Raw genomic sequence first — 17,808 nt, 5'->3', positions numbered from 1 at the left:
TATATGTCTAATTATGTCGTGGGTGATATTCAAGGTTGCTATTCGGGTTTACGGCAATTATTGGATAAAATACAGTTTGACCCAAACCATGATAAATTATGGGCCGTAGGTGATCTTGTCGCCAGAGGGCCTGATTCACTTAACACCCTGCTATTCTTAAAATCCCTTGGTGGAGCTTTTGAAACGGTTTTGGGCAACCACGACTTACATTTTCTTGCCATATTAGGGCAATTGAAAAAGGCGAAACGCAGCGATTTTTTAGGTCCACTATTACAATCAGAACACGCTGAAGAATTGGCTAACTGGCTGAGAAAAAAGCCTTTGGCTTTACGCATCAACAAAGATACCTTATTGAGCCATGCTGGCTTATATCCCCAATGGTCATTTAAACAAGCAATAGAGTTAAGCGATGAAGTTAGCACTATTCTCGCAGGCCCAGATTACTTAAGTTTGTTAGCATCCATGTATGGCGCTAAGCCAGATCGTTGGGATGAACAATTAAAGCATACACAGCGATTACGGTTTATCATCAATGCCTTTACCCGTATGCGATACCTAAAAAAATCGGCTATTTTGGAATTTGAGACAAAATGTTCACCGACTAAACAGAACAGCTCTTTGAAACCTTGGTTTGAAGTCCCAAATGAGAATATCAATAAGAATCAACGTATTATTTTCGGTCACTGGGCAACCTTAATGGGGCAAACCCAATCTAATCAATATATTGCCCTAGATACAGGTTATGTTTGGGGCAACACCATGACCTTATATTGCATTGAAAACGAACAGAAATTTAGCGTTCAAAATGAGACGAATCCATTCACTTAATCCCCCTCATAATTCCTTTCTAAAGAAACAGAACATTATGTCGATAAATTGAAATAGAGTTTAATTTACTAATCAATTCAGTAAGTTATTACAAGATGCTTAGAATTTAACTATTTTTGATAATTTAAAAATAGTTAACAGCGCTTATTAAAACGGATTTGAGAAATATACTTAGTCATCGTTTTATGTACGTATCAACTGATAAAGTCATTATGTTTAGTCAAAACCAGTGATAAACTGATTTGCATAGTTAAGTAGTTTATGACTTTTATATCAAAGTTTGGCACACTAAAATCGCAATTGTTAAAAGTATGATCTGTGCGAACACAATAATAATAAGATCACGAAACCAGAGGAATATCTAAATGAAAATATCAGTCGCATTAAGGGTAATAGGCGGGTTTGCCGTTATTTCTGTTCTACTTCTGGTAATCGGTATTTCTTCGCTAATAAACTTTAATTCCATTGATTCGGCAACTGACGAAGTAAATACATTAGCCATTCCCACCTTAAATGCCAGTAATCAACTTAAAATTTCTTTTTTGAATATGGGTAGGCTTACTGTAGCGGGATTTTATGAAACAGATTCTGATGCCTTAAATAGTCAATTGGAGAACTTGCTGGTTAGTGAATCTAACTTCAAAAATGAAGTCTCTATGGTTAAAAGTAAAGTTAGTAAGGACCCTAGGTTTAGTCAAGCGGTGCAAAATGTTGATGGTATTTATCAGCAATACAATAGCAACGTAACTAACATGTTTGAAAACCGTAAGGCCTATTTAGACGAAGGAGCCCGGTTAGAGGAAATAGTTGAAACAGTTGAAGATAATTCAGATGACTCATCCACCTTATTGCTTGATTTTGCCGATTTAGAAAGTGTTCAAAATGATGACCAATTGAGTAAAGCTGCAGAAATAGGAAGTAACTTAGAAACCTCATTACTGTCGCTCTTAACTGTCAGTGCAGACTACATTAAGACTGAAAACTTGGTTCGCGCCGACACTATTGGTAACGAAGTAGAGTTAGTTGTTGCACAAATATCTAAACAGTTAGGAGAAATGCAATCATTGGTGGGCAACCGTGATGACAGTGGCACTATGCAAGAAATCACTAATTTAGTGAATTCTGTCATTAGTTCGGTAACCGCTTCTGATGGCTTGTTAAACACGCAAATTACGCGCTTAAACAATCAAATAAAATCTGCAGAAGCGTTGAATGCTTCTGAACAAAATATTCAAGAAGCCATTGCAGAATTAAATGCGCTATTGAAAGTTGCTGACGAAAAAACCAACGCCATGAAAGAGCAAGTGGCCAATCGTGTATCCTTAGCAACAACCATCATCATAGTCTTAACTATTGTCTCAGCGGTATTAGCAGCCTGGATAGCATGGGCTAGCGTAAGAGCCATTACCGTGCCCTTAGGGAAGGTCAATGACGTATTACATGTTGTCTCTTCAGGTGATTTAACCCGCAAATTAGACGATAGCTCCGATGATGAGTTTGGGGAGTTGGCAACTAGTGTAAATAACCTAATCGATAGCCTCAAAACCTTAATAAGTGGAATAAGTACACGCGCCTCTCAACTTGCCGCTGCATCTGAGCAAACCTCGACTGTAACCGCCCAAACCACTCATTCCATTCAGAACCAGAAATCTCAAGTTGCTCAAGTGGCAACGGCAACTACTGAAATGCACAGTACGTCTCAAATGGTTACCCAAAGCGCGGAAGATACCTTGAACCAAATTCGTCACGCTGATAAAGAAGCGGAAAAAGTCAAAGGTATTTCTTTAAACAATAAGATGACCATTGAAAAGCTGGCGATTGATGTAGATGACGCTGCAAACGTCATTAATAAACTTCACCAAGATAGCGCGAGTATCGGCGGGATTTTGGACGTTATCCGCGGAGTAGCTGACCAAACTAACCTTTTAGCACTAAACGCTGCCATAGAAGCGGCTCGCGCCGGAGAACATGGTAGAGGGTTTGCCGTGGTAGCAGATGAAGTGCGAACTCTGGCCAGCAGAACGCAAAAATCAACGCAAGAAATAAATGACATGATAGAAGTGCTACAAGCTGGCGCGGAAAAAGCTGTGATGGTGATGAACCAGGGCAAAGAACAAGCCACAGTGTGTGTTGATGAAACAGAAAAAGCCACTCAAGCACTAGACTTAATTACAGAAGCAGTGCATAGAGCCCATGATGTGAGCAGTCAGATAGAGCAATCAGCCAGAGAGCAAAATGTCGTGTCACAAGAGATCAGTGAGAAATTAGAGAATATTGTGGGCATTGCAGAGGAAACGTCAACGGGGGCTCAACAAACGGCTGAATCAAGTGAAGAAGTCGCGCGCTTAGCAGAAGAATTGCAAGCATCTATTCAACAATTTAGAGTGTAAATAACACTAGGAAGAATACTGAAAAGACCGTCTTCATTGAAACCAAAACGCTGCTTTAAGAAGCAGCGTTTTTTATGGAAATTGATAAACAGATTGAGCTTATTCGAACAGCGAACGGTGCAGTTCTTTGACAATCTCAGTACTGTCATCTTGATGGACTAAAAATGACATATTGTGGGGGTTGGCGCCATAACAAATCATGCGCAAGTTATAATCCCTCACCGATGAAAATATTTTGGCTGAAACACCGGCAGCACTATGCATATTGTTACCCACTACGGTGACTAGATCATAATCGCTCTCAACCACCACTTCACAGAAATCTCGCAACTCATCAAGGGTTTCGCGATTCAGCTTTTCGGCAACTGAATTAGTCGGATTATCCAATGTAAATGACACTGCGATTTCAGATGTGGTGACCAAATCAACACTTAAACTGTGCTTAGCGATGATCGTAAATACTTGCTGCAAGAAACCTTGAGCATGCATCATTTTTGGGGTTTTTACCGTCACCATTACTTGTTGTTTACGACGTGTAATAGCCCGATAAGGAGGTTCATTATCACAGTCTCTGACAATCCAGGTTCCACCTTTTTCCGGCTCTTTACTTGAACCAACAAACACTTTAATGTTTTTACGTAAGGCTGGCTCCATCGTCGCGGGATGCAGTACTTTTGCCCCAAAGTTAGCCATTTCGGCCGCTTCATCGAAGCTCAATTCTGGTAACGGTCGAGCAGCATCAGTGATTCGAGGATCTGTGGTGAATACGCCGACCACATCCGTCCAAATTTCGCAACTAACCGCATCCAAAGCTTCAGCCAGAAGCGCAGCACTAAAATCACTTCCGCCGCGGCCTAATGTGGTTGTTCTGCCTTGCTCGTCGGCACCAATAAAACCCTGAGTGACATACACTTTTTGTGATAATTCCGACTTCATCACTTGGCTTGCTAAGGATTTAATTTGCTCAATTTGCGGAACCGCCTCACCAAACACAGAATTTGTACGCAGCACATTACGGGCATCAAAATTCTCTGCTTGTACGCCCTGCTCTTTTAACACTTCTGTAATCAATAAAGATGACATACGTTCACCAAAAGACAGTAATTTGTCTTTCAAATCATCCCGATGTAACAGTTCTTCGTGATAAGCTACTTTTTCCATTGCATCAAATAACGAGTTCAATTTCTCCGTGACTTGCTGGGGCTGTGCAAGCTCAGCGACAATTGCATTTTCAATGGTTTTGATGTGCTCTATAGTATTGGCTATTTGTGCGTGAGTTAACGCCGTATTAGCGAGACTAACTAAATGGTTCGTTACCCCCGCAGACGCACTCACTACCACCACCCGGGTAGATGGATTAGCTGCGATAATCTTTGCGCAGTTTTGCATTGCGGCATAATTTGCCACACTTGTGCCACCAAACTTGGCGATATTAAGGTCAGGAATTGTCACGCTTGATCCTCTTTGAAAATAATCGCTGTAAATTACCAGATATACACATATTTAAAAGCAATAAATTGCAATTTCCTTCGATTAGTTTTGTATTGAATATGCATTTTTTAACTGAATAGTTATTTATTAATTTCAAATAATAATTCAAAAATCAACTTATAAATATCTCAATGTCTGCAAATGGAAGTCAGTCAGGAAACGAGCTTATACAGAACAACTAGTTCAACTTACTTTTGTGGGCGAGTTTGGCGGCGTTGTCTTCCCAATTTTGACCATCGAAAGGGACAATGGTGATGTTTGCAGGTTTGCTATCTAAACAACGCACATTCACGTCGACTCCATCAGGATTAGAACGAGGGATATAAAATGGTTTAGCACCACAGACTTTACAGAAGGTATGTTTAGCGACGCCGGTATTGAATCTATATTCAGTTAAAAATTGTTCACCACAAATTAATCTAAAGTGCTGTTTGGGGACAATTAAGTGCAAAAATCCAAATTTGCTACACACTGAACAATTGCAATCCTCGACTTCAACATGGTCGTCAGACTCCACTTCAAACTGGACCGCTTTACAATGACAACTGCCCCTGTATTTCATCGAATTCCTCCGCAATGAAAATATTGAATAAAACCTTGATTACACCTAACAACACTAACGCTATTTAGGAATGGCGACTTCTACAATGTCTCCTACGTTAATATTGTGTTTTGCAAACCAACCTAAATTCATTTCCAGCGCATAAAGCACCTCAGTGGATGAATTAATTGACGTTAAGTCATGGGGTTGCATCCCTCGTATGTCGGTAATCTTTCCTTGGTCATCAATAAAGGCAACATCGAGTGGGATAAAGGTGTTTTTCATCCACATACCCGCAATACGAGGTCTTGAATATTTGAATAGCATGCCACAATTATCACACAAAGACTTTCTGTGCATTAATCCTGTGGCGCGCTGTTCAAACGAGTGAGCATATTCCACCGCCAACGCAATTTCACGGATCTGCACTTTTGCTTCGTCAAACTCAACAGCATGACTAGCAAATGATAGTAGCGACAAGCCAAGAAACAAGGCCGCCGCATATACATGTTTAGTTATAGTTTTTTGCATGAACATCCTTCAACGCCATCACTTGTCTCCCAGGTCTCATAATGTCCCTGAACACACTGGCTTTTCACTGTAAAACACTGTTGTTGGTTATATCCTACCTGAGTATCGGCAGCATTTGCAGCTGCGTGGCCTAAAAATTCTTTAGTTGAACTTGCGCTACAAGCGCCTAAGCTGAATGCCGCTAGCAGCAATAAAATCATCTTCATTGTTTTTCCCAATTTTTTACCAAGATCAATAATGTAGGAACCCATGTTGATTAAATAGTTCCCACCCATAGGGAGTATGCAATAGACAAAGAGCCATCTGTGAATTGTGTAAGGAAAACAACTGAGATACCTTTATCGCCGTCCAAAAACAACCCTCTTTGGGCCAACTAGAATGCATAAAAAAACCGAACGAATCAAAGATTACGTTCGGTTTTAAAATGTTTATTCAGGTAATAAATACCTATGCACTATTAATCATGCAACGCAAGTTATGCAATATTAAGTGCTGGAATGATCTTGTCTTTGGCTGCATCTTCAGCTTTCTTAAACTCTTCGATACGGTCGAAGTTTAAGTAGCGGAACACGTCACCCGACATAGACTCAATCTTATTCGCATATTCCATGTACTCAGCAGTAGTAGGAATACGGCCAACGATAGCCCCTACAGCAGCAAGTTCAGCAGAACACAAGTAAACATCAGCACCATCACCTAAACGGTTAGGGAAGTTACGTGTAGAGGTGGATAGTACAGTTGAATTAGCCAACACACGTGCTTGGTTACCCATACATAATGAACAACCAGGCATTTCTGTACGTACACCTACTCGACCATAGATGTTGTAATAACCTTCATCCATCAATACCGCTTTGTCCATCTTCGTTGGTGGAGAAATCCACAAACGTGTTGGCAAGGTTTTGTTGTATTGCTCAAGTAGTTTACCAGCAGCACGGAAGTGACCGATGTTAGTCATACATGAACCGATGAACACTTCATCAATTTTTTCGCCAGCAACGTCAGATAATGTTTTAGCATCATCTGGATCGTTTGGACAACATAAGATTGGTTCATTGATTTCATCAAGATCGATTTCAATGGTTTCAACATATTCAGCGTCTTTGTCAGCTACCATAAGCTCAGGATTCGCTAACCATTCTTCCATCTTACGTGCACGACGCTCAAGGGTACGAGGATCGCCGTAACCTTCGTTGATCATCCAGCGTAGCATGGTGATGTTAGACGTTAGGTACTCAGCAATTGACTCTTCTGACAATTTAATAGTACAACCTGCAGCAGAGCGTTCTGCAGAGGCATCAGACAATTCAAATGCTTGTTCAACTGTCAGTCCGTCAAGGCCTTCAATTTCAAGAATACGACCAGAGAACGCATTCACTTTACCTTTCTTCGCAACGGTCAATAGACCTTGCTTGATAGCGTAAAGAGGGATCGCATGAACAAGGTCACGTAAGGTAATACCTGGCTTCATTTTACCTTTAAAACGCACCAATACAGACTCAGGCATATCAAGAGGCATGACTCCAGTTGCAGCAGCAAAGGCAACCAAACCAGAACCTGCTGGGAAAGAAATCCCCATTGGGAAACGAGTATGTGAATCACCACCAGTACCGACAGTATCTGGTAATAACATCCGGTTTAACCAAGAGTGAATAATACCGTCACCTGGACGAAGCGATACACCACCACGATTCATAATGAAATCAGGTAAGGTATGCTGAGTGTCGATATCAACCGGCTTAGGATAAGCCGCGGTGTGACAGAAAGACTGCATAGTTAAATCTGCAGAGAAACCTAAACAAGCTAAATCTTTAAGTTCATCGCGCGTCATTGGGCCAGTAGTATCTTGCGAGCCAACAGTGGTCATTTTAGGTTCACAATACGTGCCTGGACGAATACCATCAACACCACATGCTTTACCGACCATTTTTTGTGCAAGAGTATAACCTTTACCCGTATCAGTTGGTTGATCTGGCTTACGGAATAAATCTGTGGCACCTAAACCTAGGGATTCACGTGCTTTTTCAGTTAAGCCACGACCGATGATCAAGTTAATACGGCCACCAGCGCGAACTTCGTCTAACAATACCTCAGACTTATATTCGTACTTGGCAAGTTCTTCACCGGTTTCTGAATTTGTAATACGGCCTTCTAGTGGGTAGATATCAATCACATCGCCCATGTTCATTTTGTCAACATCGGCTTCAAATACTAAGGCACCTGCATCTTCCATTGTGTTGAAGAAAATTGGCGCAACTTTACCGCCAATACAAACACCACCGCCACGTTTATTCGGAACACCAGGCAAGTCTTCACCGAAGAACCAAAGTACTGAGTTAGTTGCAGATTTACGTGAAGAACCGGTACCGACTACATCACCAACAAAAGCAACAGGGTGACCTTTCGCTTTCACTTCTTCAATTTGTTTAAGTGGACCAATTTCACCGTGTACTTCTGGCGTTAGACCATCACGGGTCATTTTATAAGCAGCGCGGGCATGCAAAGGAATATCAGGACGCGACCATGCATCAGGCGCAGGTGACAAGTCATCAGTGTTAGTTTCACCGGTAACTTTAAATACGGAATAAGTAATTTTTTCAGGTAGATCTGGACGAGATGTGAACCATTCTGCATCAGCCCAAGATTGCAAAACCTCTTTCGCATACTTGTTACCTGCTTTTGCTTTTTCTTCAACATCATGGAAAGCATCAAACATCAACAAAGTATGTTTCAACTCTTCAGCGGCCAGTTCAGCTAAATCTTCATTATCTAAAGCAGCCACTAAGGTTACGATATTATAACCACCGTGCATATTACCCAGTAATTGAATGGCTGCATCTTTTGATATCAACGGAGACGTAGCTTCATCATTTACGATAGCAGCTAGAAAACCCGCTTTTACATAAGCGGCTTCATCAACACCAGGAGGAACTCGCTCAGATAACAACTCTAACAAGAACTCTTCTTCGCCAGCAGGAGGATTTTTTAGTAATTCAACCAAACCAGCAACTTGTTCTGCATTTAATGGTTTAGCGGGGATACCCTCAGCGGCACGCTCTTCTACGTGTTTACGATAAGCTTCTAACACTTTTTGGTCCTTTTAAATTATGAATACAGAGAAATGTGGCGATAGTATAAATGTAAACGTCGAAAAATTGAATTATTCACAACGATTATTTATTTATAGCCAGCATACATGAAATCAATATATATCAATCATATTTAATTATTTCAAATTCTTTGCAAAATACCTCTTAATGATTCGCTGTCACCCTTAGTATCTTACCTTTTTCGGCATCAACCAGTAAATACAAAGAACCATCAGGATGTACTTTAACATCACGCAATCGATAACCTAACTCAGAGAACAAAGACTGCTGACCCACCACTTTATTTTGTTGCATTTGAACCCAAATCAGTTCTTTCGATTTCAAACTTGTGACTAACAGATCTCCGCGCATTTGCGGAAACATCATGCCATCATAAACGGTGATACTGGATGGCGCGATAGAAGGCGTCCAATCAACCAATGGTTGGCGCATCCCTGGATATTTTTTAAAGGGGCTAATAATTGCCCCAGAATAATCTTTGCCATTCGTAATCACTGGCCAGCCATAGTTATCACCTTTTCGAATAATATTTATTTCATCCCCACCAGCGGGACCATGTTCGTTTGAAAAGACAAGATTACGGATAGGATCGTAAACTAGCCCCTGAGGATTACGATGACCTATGGAATACACAGATTGGGCGAGATTTTTTTCTGTTTCACCAATGTAAGGGTTATCTTTAGGGATATCGCCGTTATCCAAAACCCGTAGTATTTTGCCCATCTGATTATTCACACGCTGGGCATTTTCGCGAAAGTCAAAACCGTCCCCCGAGCTAATTAACAAGGAATTATCCCCTAAAAAAGTCAATCTCCCGCCATAATGAACCGGTGTATTTCGAAAAGGTTTTACAGTGAAAATAACTTGGCGATCGACTAATTGATTGTTTCGCAATTTAGCCCGAATAACTTTGAGAGTATTACGTTCATCATTACCCGCCGAATAGGAAAGATAAATCCAACCATTGGATTGATAGTTCGGATGGAGCACAACATCCAAGAGTCCGCCTTGGCTTTTCACGTAAATATCTTGGGGAAGCCCTTCTATGGGTTTACTCAAAGTAAAATTCACTACTTGCCGCAAATTTCCAGAGCGTTCTGTGACTAGGAATTGATTATCTGAAATAAAGGCAACAGACCAGGGGAAGTTCAACTCAGACACAACCTCTTCAACCAAAAATGCATCTAAATTTACCTGGCTTTTAGCATTCACGGGGGGGGTACCCCATAACAAATACACGACTAGTAAGGTGAAAAATCGAATGCTCACAAACCATTCCTTAGATTAAAACCACAGCAATAAATTCTGTGTTTTTCTTAAAATCAATTATAAATATACTCACAAAAACAAAAAATGCGAACTTAGCAGATCCTATTTATTTTTTATTGTGGGGATGAAAGTTGTTACATTTCATCTCAAGGTCCACACTAGGTAACGTGACGACAATAAGGTTAACCTATGAAACAAAGTATTAAACTTGGATTGGATTTTCTTGCTGCGACCCTCAGTTGCTTTATTTTAGCGAGCCTTTTTCACACACAATTTGTTCTTCACGAGTTAATCAAACTGGATGTGATGATCAACTGGCAAACCAGGTTGTCTGCTTCAGGTAAAGATATTCTTGGTCTGTTTCCCTCATATGGAGTCATCATTTTTGTAGGTTTGTTACTGGCATTTTTAAGTGTTTATTGGATAAATCGTCTCTTTACTAAACCACTCCCATGGTTATACCCGCTAAGTGGTGCAGTGGCTATGTTTGCGATTTTATCCGCCATGCAACCTGTTATGGACATAACCTTAATCGCTGGAGCAAGAACCCAATTGGGGATAGTTGCGCAATCTCTGGCGGGACTCTTTGGCGGTTGGGTATTTATGTATCAACGACAGCAAAAATCCAGCAAGCAATAACGCTAAAACACAAGATTGAATGTTTCTAGGTTAATCACCGCGAGCGAATGGAACTCTTCTCAAGGACATTCTTTTGGCCATTCATAGATGCAAATAACGGGGTTAGTGGGTGATATCAGAATGAGCATTTCGATTTAAATGCAAATCAGTATCGACTAAATGCCCATCCATTCCCCATGCGCGCATTTTTTCCACTGCCCATTCAGCAGTTTGTTGAGTATGACATTCGTTACATGCATTCGGAGAGTTGGCTAACCCCATTTTGGCTGATAATAGCGGATTGGGAATAGTGCCAACATTATGACTGCGCACGAAGTAATCTATTCCAGACACCTGATTCAGCAAGTTTTTGGGCATGTGGCAATCATAACAAAAAGAACCTTTAGTATTTGGCGCATGCCTGGTGTGAGTTGCCAAATTTTGTTGTATGGGTTGGTGGCAGTCTAAACAGAACTGATTACTGACTTCGGAAGCTTCTAAAATTCCAAATTTAGCAGGCTGTTTATTGTCATGGGGATCATGGCAGTCATAGCATCGCATATCAGTTTGTTCGTAATGTGCAGAGTCGGCAAAGGAACGAAACAATGTTCCTAACCCTTTGGGACGACCATCAGGCCAAACTTGTAGTGTTGGAAAAGTACGACCAGGAACTGTCTCAGCTTCGGTAAAGTATTCGGATAAATCATTTAAATTACCAGCATGATCATAACCTGGAGAATAAGTACGGTATGCATCCATGCGTTTACGTAAAATGTCAGCCCCGTGACAACGAGCACAAACACTCAATGCAACGCCTTGCGAATGATCCGCGGCGTTCATGATGTAGGGAACAGGTTCATTGAATAATTTTAGATTAACCAAAGACATCATACGGTTAATCGGTTTATCTTGCATATAATCAACATGCTCACTGCCAGGTCCATGACAGACCTCACATCCAACCCCATCCTCGGTCCACTTAACATTAGCAACGGTATGAGCCCTGTCTTTACTTATTTGTTGTAAGTTGGTGGTATGACAACGGGCGCAATATAAATTCCAAGCTGAATTCAGTGGTTTCATTTGCTCCCATAAGTCATGGACTGTTTCTGGGCTTTGTTCCTGCTCGTTCCAATAAGCAAAAAACTCACCTCTGGCCACAGACCATTGCACAGGTAAACGCCTTAATACCCCACCATCCTCTTGAGTCAGATAGGTTTGTCGATACTGATAACCGATCACTTTATCGATTTTAAACGGCTTGTAGTTTTCTGAATCAATATCCTTAAGAGCTAAATAGAATTCATCACCTTGACGGAAAGATTTCACCGCTGGACTGGTTTTATTGGGGTCGGTATTTAAGTAAAACGTACCATTATTGAAATTTCCCACCACCGTACTTTCACTGGGCGCATGCGTAATATTGTGATGGGGCGATTTCAACCATGCGTCATAATTAATAATATGGCAATCACCACACACTTCGCTTCCCACGTACTCGGCATGAAAAACATCGTCATAGTTTTCTTGACTAAACCAAACCAAGGCCACCGCCGCAACGATTAAGCCAATAAAAATAGATAAGAATGATTTAAGTCCCATAATTCCTAATTACTGTTACTAACACATAGTAAGTCAGCAGTGCCTTTACCTTAATTTAATTAAGCGTTCCAACGCTTAAAAATAAGAGAAGTATTAATTCCACCAAAGGCAAAATTGTTACTCATAATGTAATCGGTTTCGAACTCTCTTCCTTGCTGCACAATATAATCTAACTCACCACAACTATCATCAACATGTTCAAGGTTAGCTGTAGGATGAAACCAGTTGTTACGCATCATTTCAATCGCGACCCAAGCCTCCAATCCTCCGCACGCACCTAAGGTATGTCCGGTATAGCTTTTCAGTGAACTGATGGGAGTATGTTTGCCAAATACAGCTGATGTGGCTTGAGTTTCAGCAATATCACCACGATCTGTCGCGGTACCGTGAGCGCTTATATAACCAATTTGCTGTGGAGAAAGCCCCGCGTCTTCAAGGGATAAGCGAATGACTTGCTCCATGGTTTTCGCTGAAGGTTGAGTAATATGCTGGCCATCTGAATTAGTACCAAAACCCACCAGTTCGGCATAGATATTTGCACCGCGCTGCATAGCATGCTCATATTCTTCTAGCACCAAGGTGCATGCGCCTTCTCCGATCACCAAACCATCTCGATCTTTATCAAAAGGTCTGGGGGTTTGCTGTGGAGTATCATTCTTTGTGCTCGTTGCATAAAGCGTATCAAATACCGCAGCTTCGGTTGCACACAAATGTTCACAACCACCCGCCAACATCACTTTTTGTTGACCAAATTTAATTGCTTCATAACCTTGCCCGATCCCCATACTAGCTGAAGTACAGGCACTAGAAGTAGTATAAACTCGGCCTTTCAACCCAAAATATATACCGATATTTACCGGTGAGGTGTGGGACATCATTTTGATGTAGGTATTGGCATTCAAACCATCACAGTTATTGTGCAGCAACATGTTTCCAAAATCGGCAATAGCTCCTGTGTCCCCAGCAGATGAACCGTAAGAAACGCCCGTTTGGCCACTGGTTAATACATCCGCATTAAGCAAGTCTGCATCAATTAAGGCATTTTCAGAACTGACCACCGCAAGTTGCGCGACTCGCCCCATACTACGTAAATCTTTTCTAGAATAATGGGCAGGTACGCTAAAATCGACCTTAGCACCCAGTCGGGTATTCAACCCTTCATAAATATCCCATTCGGGCATTTGCACAATCCCGGTTTCACCCGACTTTAACCGACCAAAGATGGTTTCCCAGTCGTTTCCAATCGGCGAAAAACCTGCAATTCCTGTTACGACAACTCGATTCATTAATACATTCCACCATTGACAGAGATTACCTGTCGAGTGACATAACCTGCATCTTCAGACATCAAAAACCCGACTGCGGCCGCCACTTCTTCCACTTTCCCCATGCGCTGCATTGGGATCATTTTCATTGCTTCATCCATATGTAAACCTTCGGTCATTTCAGTATCGATGACACCGGGAGCTACACAATTTACGGTTATTTTACGTTTTGCTAATTCTACCGCTAAGGCCTTGGTAGCACCAATAATTCCAGCTTTCGATGCACTGTAATTAACTTGACCACGATTTCCCATTTCTCCTGAAACAGACGACAGCGTAACGATTCTGCCAGATTTACGGCGTCGAATCATAGGCATAACTACAGGGTATAAGACATTGTAGAATCCATCTAGATTAGTGTGGACAACTAAGTCCCACTCTTCGGCTGGCATTGCAGGAAAGGCATTATCTCTGGCGATAGAGGCGTTACATACAACACCGTAGTATGCCCCATATTCTTCAACATCCTGTTCCAACACTTGCTTAGCTTGCTGCCGATCTGCGATGTCAAAACAAATAATTCTAGCACTACGACCCATGTCAATTATTTGCTCAACCACTTCTTCAGCAAGTTTTACGTTATCGCGGCAATGGACCACAATATCAAAACCTTGTTTAGCAAGCCTTAAAGCAATGGCTTTACCAATACCCCGACTAGATCCCGTTACTAGTACCGTATCCGTCATTGTGACTCTCCTTTTAAAAATGCTTCGGCATCGTCAGGCTGGAACACATTCAGCTTTGCCGATGCCTCAAAACCATTGCCGCGCAATACTGCATTAAATACGTTTAAGCCGTTGTCTGCTTCCATTTCCAATTGCACTTCAATGGTCAACACACTACCAACAGGAAAATAGTCAACACTGGATTGGTATTTTCGACAGCCTAATAAAAATCCTAACTTAGGTTTTAATCCAGATTGCCGTTCCTTACTGCCTGCATAAGCGGCTATACCTTGCGCTAAATACTCAATACCGACGACTGCTGAAACCCCTTGTTTTTCAACAAACATGGATTCAGGTTTAATTTGTAACCGTGCTTTTAACCAGCCATCACCAAATTCAAGCACTTCATCTAACAAGCTCATTCTACCCGAGTGAGGCACAAACTCAGAAATATTATAAGTTTCCATATCAAGCCCGCCCTAATATCAAGGAAATATTATTGCCGCCAAAGGCAAATGAATTACTCAACACATAATTTATGGATGTAGGTTGTTGGCAATTTCGGTCAGCGAAATATAACTGGGGCAACTCTGGATCGGCTTGCTTGTCCCATAAGTGGGCTGGCATAAAGGGTTGTGTACTTTCATCTGCTAGCATCAACCAACAAATTCCCGCTTCAACCGCACCAGCGGCACCGAGAGTGTGCCCGGTAAATGGCTTGGTAGAACTGCACAACACATTAGTAGAAAAGATAGCATTAACAGCTACCGATTCCATCTGGTCATTAAGCTCGGTTGCAGTGCCATGAAGATTAATATAGTCAACCTGAGTTGGGTCTAATTGAGCATCTTCAAGGGCTTTTTGCATACATTGGATTGCCCCCTTGCCTGCCGGGTCTGGGGCTGAAATATGATGAGCATCACTACTTTCACCTGCACCGAGCAATTCGACGCCAATTTTCTGCCGGCTAACTAGAAATAGCCCCGCTCCTTCACCAATATTAATCCCTTTTCGATTGACACTGAAAGGATTGCAAATGTCCTCACTCACTGCTTGTAAAGAACTGAATCCTTGAACAGTGAGTTGACACATAGTATCAACACCACCTGCAATAACCGCATCGCATAACCCAGCAGATAAAAGCCTACGAGCAGTGGCTAAGGCCTTAGCTCCTGAAGAACAGGCCGTTGATATTCCGTATACAGGTCCTCGAGCACCTATTATTTCAGCAATAAATTGTGCTGGAGCGCCCATTTCTTGCAAACCATAATCATAAGATTCAGGAAGGGTATCCGTTGTCACCCACTGTTCAATTGCTTGCTCACTTTCAGCAATCCCCGATGTACTTGTACCAATAATAACGGCAACACGATGTTCACCAAATTGCCTGATAGCATGATCAACTTGTGTTCTTATTTGCTGAAGTGCTGCGTAGGCACATTGGTTATTGCGACTGTGCCATTTTTTATGTGTTAATGGGATTTCAGGTAGTTTCCCTTCAATCAAACCAAGAGGAAGCGCCGGACCTCGATGATAACGATCCGACTTTGTTAAATTGACATTACCTGTCTGCAGATTACGCTTTACCTCGTCACCATTATTTCCAGCGGCACATAATATTCCTAAAGCATTGAGGTAACATTTATCCTGTATCACAACCTTTTGTACTCCAAGGTTTCAATTTCCACAGTGTATTGATGGGCATAGTTTTCTAATATCAACTGATGATTAGCCAAATAATCCACTCTTAATTTAATCATTCCATCAAGTGACAACGTACGATATTCGGGCTTAATTTCTAATAACCATCCTTTATCGGGCTGGTAGAATTTATGTAAAGCCTGTTCGGGCCAAAGGGCAAATTGTAACATGCTCAGCACCTCTTGAGCAGGCAGTTTGTTGTCACCAAGACTTTGCTGACTTAACTTCTCGCCATCATATTGCATCGCGTACAAAGACTGACCAGTTGGCAACAGTCCGCGTAATTTAATTTCCGATTTTTCAATCTTCAATACCACTAGCAACTTGCTATTATTAGTTTTAGATTTCAGTGCTAAACGTTGTTTATAAACCGCCGATTCAGGTCCATCTACTGGCGGTAACAACAGCAAAGGAAATGCCCGCTTCGCGCTACTATTGAACAGGCTGCATGCCCCCAACATGAGGCTCAGACAGAGAACAAAAATCAGTCGTTTTGACATATTTGTGCCAAAGTCGTTAGTCGGCTTGGATTATGCACATAAGGGTTTTTAGTGTCCCAGGCGTAACCAGCCAAAATAGAACTGATCATGCGTGTGATATTGCCGCTTTTCTGATTTGAGAAAACCACATCTTGAAAACGCTCGTCATACCATCCTTCAACGAATTCCTTAAAGGTTTTCACTCCCACCTTTAATTTTTGCGCGTATTCCTCTTCCCAGTCGGGTTGCAAACCACGCAGTTGCCTATCAACAGCCTCTGCAGCCAAACTGGCAGAGGTCAACGCTATAGTAACGCCTGATGAAAAAATAGGGTCTAAGAACTCTCCTGCATTACCCAGCAATGCATAATTTTCACCATATAAGCTAGTGACGTCACAAGAATAACTGCCCAAAGTGCGAAATTCGGTATCAAACTCGGCATTTTTGAGAAACTCGGCTAATTTACCCGCTTCTGAAATTAACTGTTGTAAACATTCTCCAGGGCTTCTCGTCATCGTCTCTAAAAGTGCTGGCGGGATCACCACGCCAACAGAAGCTCTGCCGTTACTAAAAGGGATTAACCAAAACCAAACATCGCTGTATTGCGGATGAACGGTAATAAGAATCTTATTACGATCAAACTCAGGGGCATCAATATTATCTTTGATGTGGGTAAAGATAGACTTTCGTGTGCCTAAGGTTGATGGTTTTTCCAAATTCAATAGCTTAGGCAATACACGGCCGAAGCCACTGGCATCCAACACAAAGCGCCCTTGAACTTGATAGTTTTCCCCGCTATCAGTTTCAACACTAAGTATACTCAATTGGCCTTTGGTGTTACACGCAGTGAGTGTGTGCCCGTAACGAAAGGTTACCCCTTGTTTGGCAGATTCATCGGCGAGTATTTTATCAAATGATTCTCGTTGTACTTGAAAGGTCGTCCCCCAACCGTCTGAGAACTTTTCGCGGAAATCAAAATATTCATATTGGTCCCCACGACAAAAGGCTGCACCATTTTTATGCTGGAAATTGGCGTTCTCCACTGCCTCCAACATGCCCGCCTGTTCCAAGTATGTCATACATTGCGGCAACAAACTTTCGCCAATGGAAAAGCGCGGAAAGTGCTGTCTTTCTAATACTAAAACTCGATACCCTTTTTGATTCAGTAGCGCTGACGAAACCGCTCCAGCAGGTCCTGCACCTATAACTACAATATCGAATGTATCCATTTTATTTTGCACTACCGAATATCTCCATT

At 41.7% G+C, this 17,808-nt stretch carries 16 protein-coding genes; 3 read left to right on the top strand and 13 right to left on the bottom strand.

Translation table 11 applies throughout. The annotated features are described in order from the left end of the window. Window positions 1–3 precede the first annotated feature (3 nt). Both ACYVIL_RS18225 and ACYVIL_RS18220 read left to right on the top strand, forming a co-directional pair. Window positions 4–828 carry a symmetrical bis(5'-nucleosyl)-tetraphosphatase gene (locus ACYVIL_RS18225; protein WP_460313985.1) on the top strand — a complete coding sequence of 275 codons (825 nt, stop codon included), beginning with the start codon at window positions 4–6 and terminating at the stop codon, window positions 826–828. A gap of 365 nt (window positions 829–1,193) precedes the next feature. Beyond that, window positions 1,194–3,218, top strand: coding sequence for a methyl-accepting chemotaxis protein (locus ACYVIL_RS18220; RefSeq protein ID WP_460313983.1), 2,025 nt, complete (start codon window positions 1,194–1,196; stop codon window positions 3,216–3,218). 99 nt (window positions 3,219–3,317) lie between these two features. Here the strand turns inward: ACYVIL_RS18220 and lysC are convergent, their stop codons facing one another. The 6 genes from lysC to ACYVIL_RS18190 all read right to left on the bottom strand — a co-directional run bounded on the left by lysC (window position 3,318) and on the right by ACYVIL_RS18190 (window position 10,160). Further along, window positions 3,318–4,670: a lysine-sensitive aspartokinase 3 gene (lysC, locus tag ACYVIL_RS18215; protein WP_303475759.1), complete on the bottom strand. Its 1,353-nt coding sequence runs from the start codon at window positions 4,668–4,670 to the stop codon at window positions 3,318–3,320. Between the two features lie 217 nt (window positions 4,671–4,887). Next, on the bottom strand, window positions 4,888–5,271 hold the full coding sequence (locus tag ACYVIL_RS18210) for a GFA family protein (RefSeq protein WP_303475762.1): 384 nt from the start codon (window positions 5,269–5,271) through the stop codon (window positions 4,888–4,890). A gap of 60 nt (window positions 5,272–5,331) precedes the next feature. After that, entirely contained in the window at window positions 5,332–5,781 is a 450-nt protein-coding gene (locus ACYVIL_RS18205; protein ID WP_460313980.1) for a DUF192 domain-containing protein, read from the bottom strand. Then, window positions 5,766–5,987 carry a hypothetical protein gene (locus ACYVIL_RS18200; protein WP_303475768.1) on the bottom strand — a complete coding sequence of 74 codons (222 nt, stop codon included), beginning with the start codon at window positions 5,985–5,987 and terminating at the stop codon, window positions 5,766–5,768. The genes ACYVIL_RS18205 and ACYVIL_RS18200 overlap by 16 nt, the downstream gene beginning before the upstream one ends. 269 nt (window positions 5,988–6,256) lie before the next feature. Further along, entirely contained in the window at window positions 6,257–8,869 is a 2,613-nt protein-coding gene (gene acnB, locus ACYVIL_RS18195; RefSeq protein ID WP_303475771.1) for a bifunctional aconitate hydratase 2/2-methylisocitrate dehydratase, read from the bottom strand. A gap of 166 nt (window positions 8,870–9,035) precedes the next feature. Next, a complete protein-coding gene (locus tag ACYVIL_RS18190; protein ID WP_460313977.1) occupies window positions 9,036–10,160 on the bottom strand; it encodes a PQQ-dependent sugar dehydrogenase in 1,125 nt (374 codons plus the stop codon). 189 nt (window positions 10,161–10,349) lie between these two features. Here ACYVIL_RS18190 and ACYVIL_RS18185 point away from each other — a divergent pair, with 189 nt between their 5' ends. After that, complete coding sequence (locus ACYVIL_RS18185; RefSeq protein WP_460313975.1) at window positions 10,350–10,799, top strand: hypothetical protein; 450 nt, start codon at window positions 10,350–10,352, stop codon at window positions 10,797–10,799. 102 nt (window positions 10,800–10,901) lie between these two features. Here the strand turns inward: ACYVIL_RS18185 and ACYVIL_RS18180 are convergent, their stop codons facing one another. The 7 genes from ACYVIL_RS18180 to ACYVIL_RS18150 are packed head-to-tail and all read right to left on the bottom strand — an operon-like array spanning window position 10,902 to window position 17,779. Next, on the bottom strand, window positions 10,902–12,380 hold the full coding sequence (locus ACYVIL_RS18180; protein WP_460313973.1) for a multiheme c-type cytochrome: 1,479 nt from the start codon (window positions 12,378–12,380) through the stop codon (window positions 10,902–10,904). Between the two features lie 59 nt (window positions 12,381–12,439). Continuing rightward, a complete protein-coding gene (locus ACYVIL_RS18175; RefSeq protein ID WP_303475781.1) occupies window positions 12,440–13,666 on the bottom strand; it encodes a beta-ketoacyl-ACP synthase in 1,227 nt (408 codons plus the stop codon). Continuing rightward, a complete protein-coding gene (fabG, locus tag ACYVIL_RS18170) occupies window positions 13,666–14,391 on the bottom strand; it encodes a 3-oxoacyl-ACP reductase FabG (protein WP_303475784.1) in 726 nt (241 codons plus the stop codon). Before fabG ends, ACYVIL_RS18175 begins: the two co-directional genes overlap by 1 nt. After that, entirely contained in the window at window positions 14,388–14,837 is a 450-nt protein-coding gene (locus tag ACYVIL_RS18165; RefSeq protein ID WP_460313971.1) for an ApeP family dehydratase, read from the bottom strand. Before ACYVIL_RS18165 ends, fabG begins: the two co-directional genes overlap by 4 nt. A gap of 1 nt (window position 14,838) precedes the next feature. Continuing rightward, window positions 14,839–16,026, bottom strand: coding sequence for a beta-ketoacyl-[acyl-carrier-protein] synthase family protein (locus ACYVIL_RS18160; protein WP_460313969.1), 1,188 nt, complete (start codon window positions 16,024–16,026; stop codon window positions 14,839–14,841). Next, window positions 16,023–16,571, bottom strand: a complete 549-nt coding sequence (locus ACYVIL_RS18155; protein WP_460313967.1) for a DUF3261 domain-containing protein — start codon at window positions 16,569–16,571, stop codon at window positions 16,023–16,025. The genes ACYVIL_RS18160 and ACYVIL_RS18155 overlap by 4 nt, the downstream gene beginning before the upstream one ends. Continuing rightward, the gene (locus ACYVIL_RS18150) at window positions 16,556–17,779 is read right to left on the bottom strand and encodes an NAD(P)/FAD-dependent oxidoreductase (protein WP_460314058.1); all 1,224 of its coding nucleotides are present in this window, start codon (window positions 17,777–17,779) and stop codon (window positions 16,556–16,558) included. The genes ACYVIL_RS18155 and ACYVIL_RS18150 overlap by 16 nt, the downstream gene beginning before the upstream one ends. Between the last annotated feature and the right edge of the window lie 29 nt (window positions 17,780–17,808).

Source organism: Aliiglaciecola aliphaticivorans, assembly GCF_054782055.1.
The sequence above is the reverse complement of the archived record's forward strand: the minus strand, read 5'-3'. Positions and strand labels throughout refer to the sequence as shown.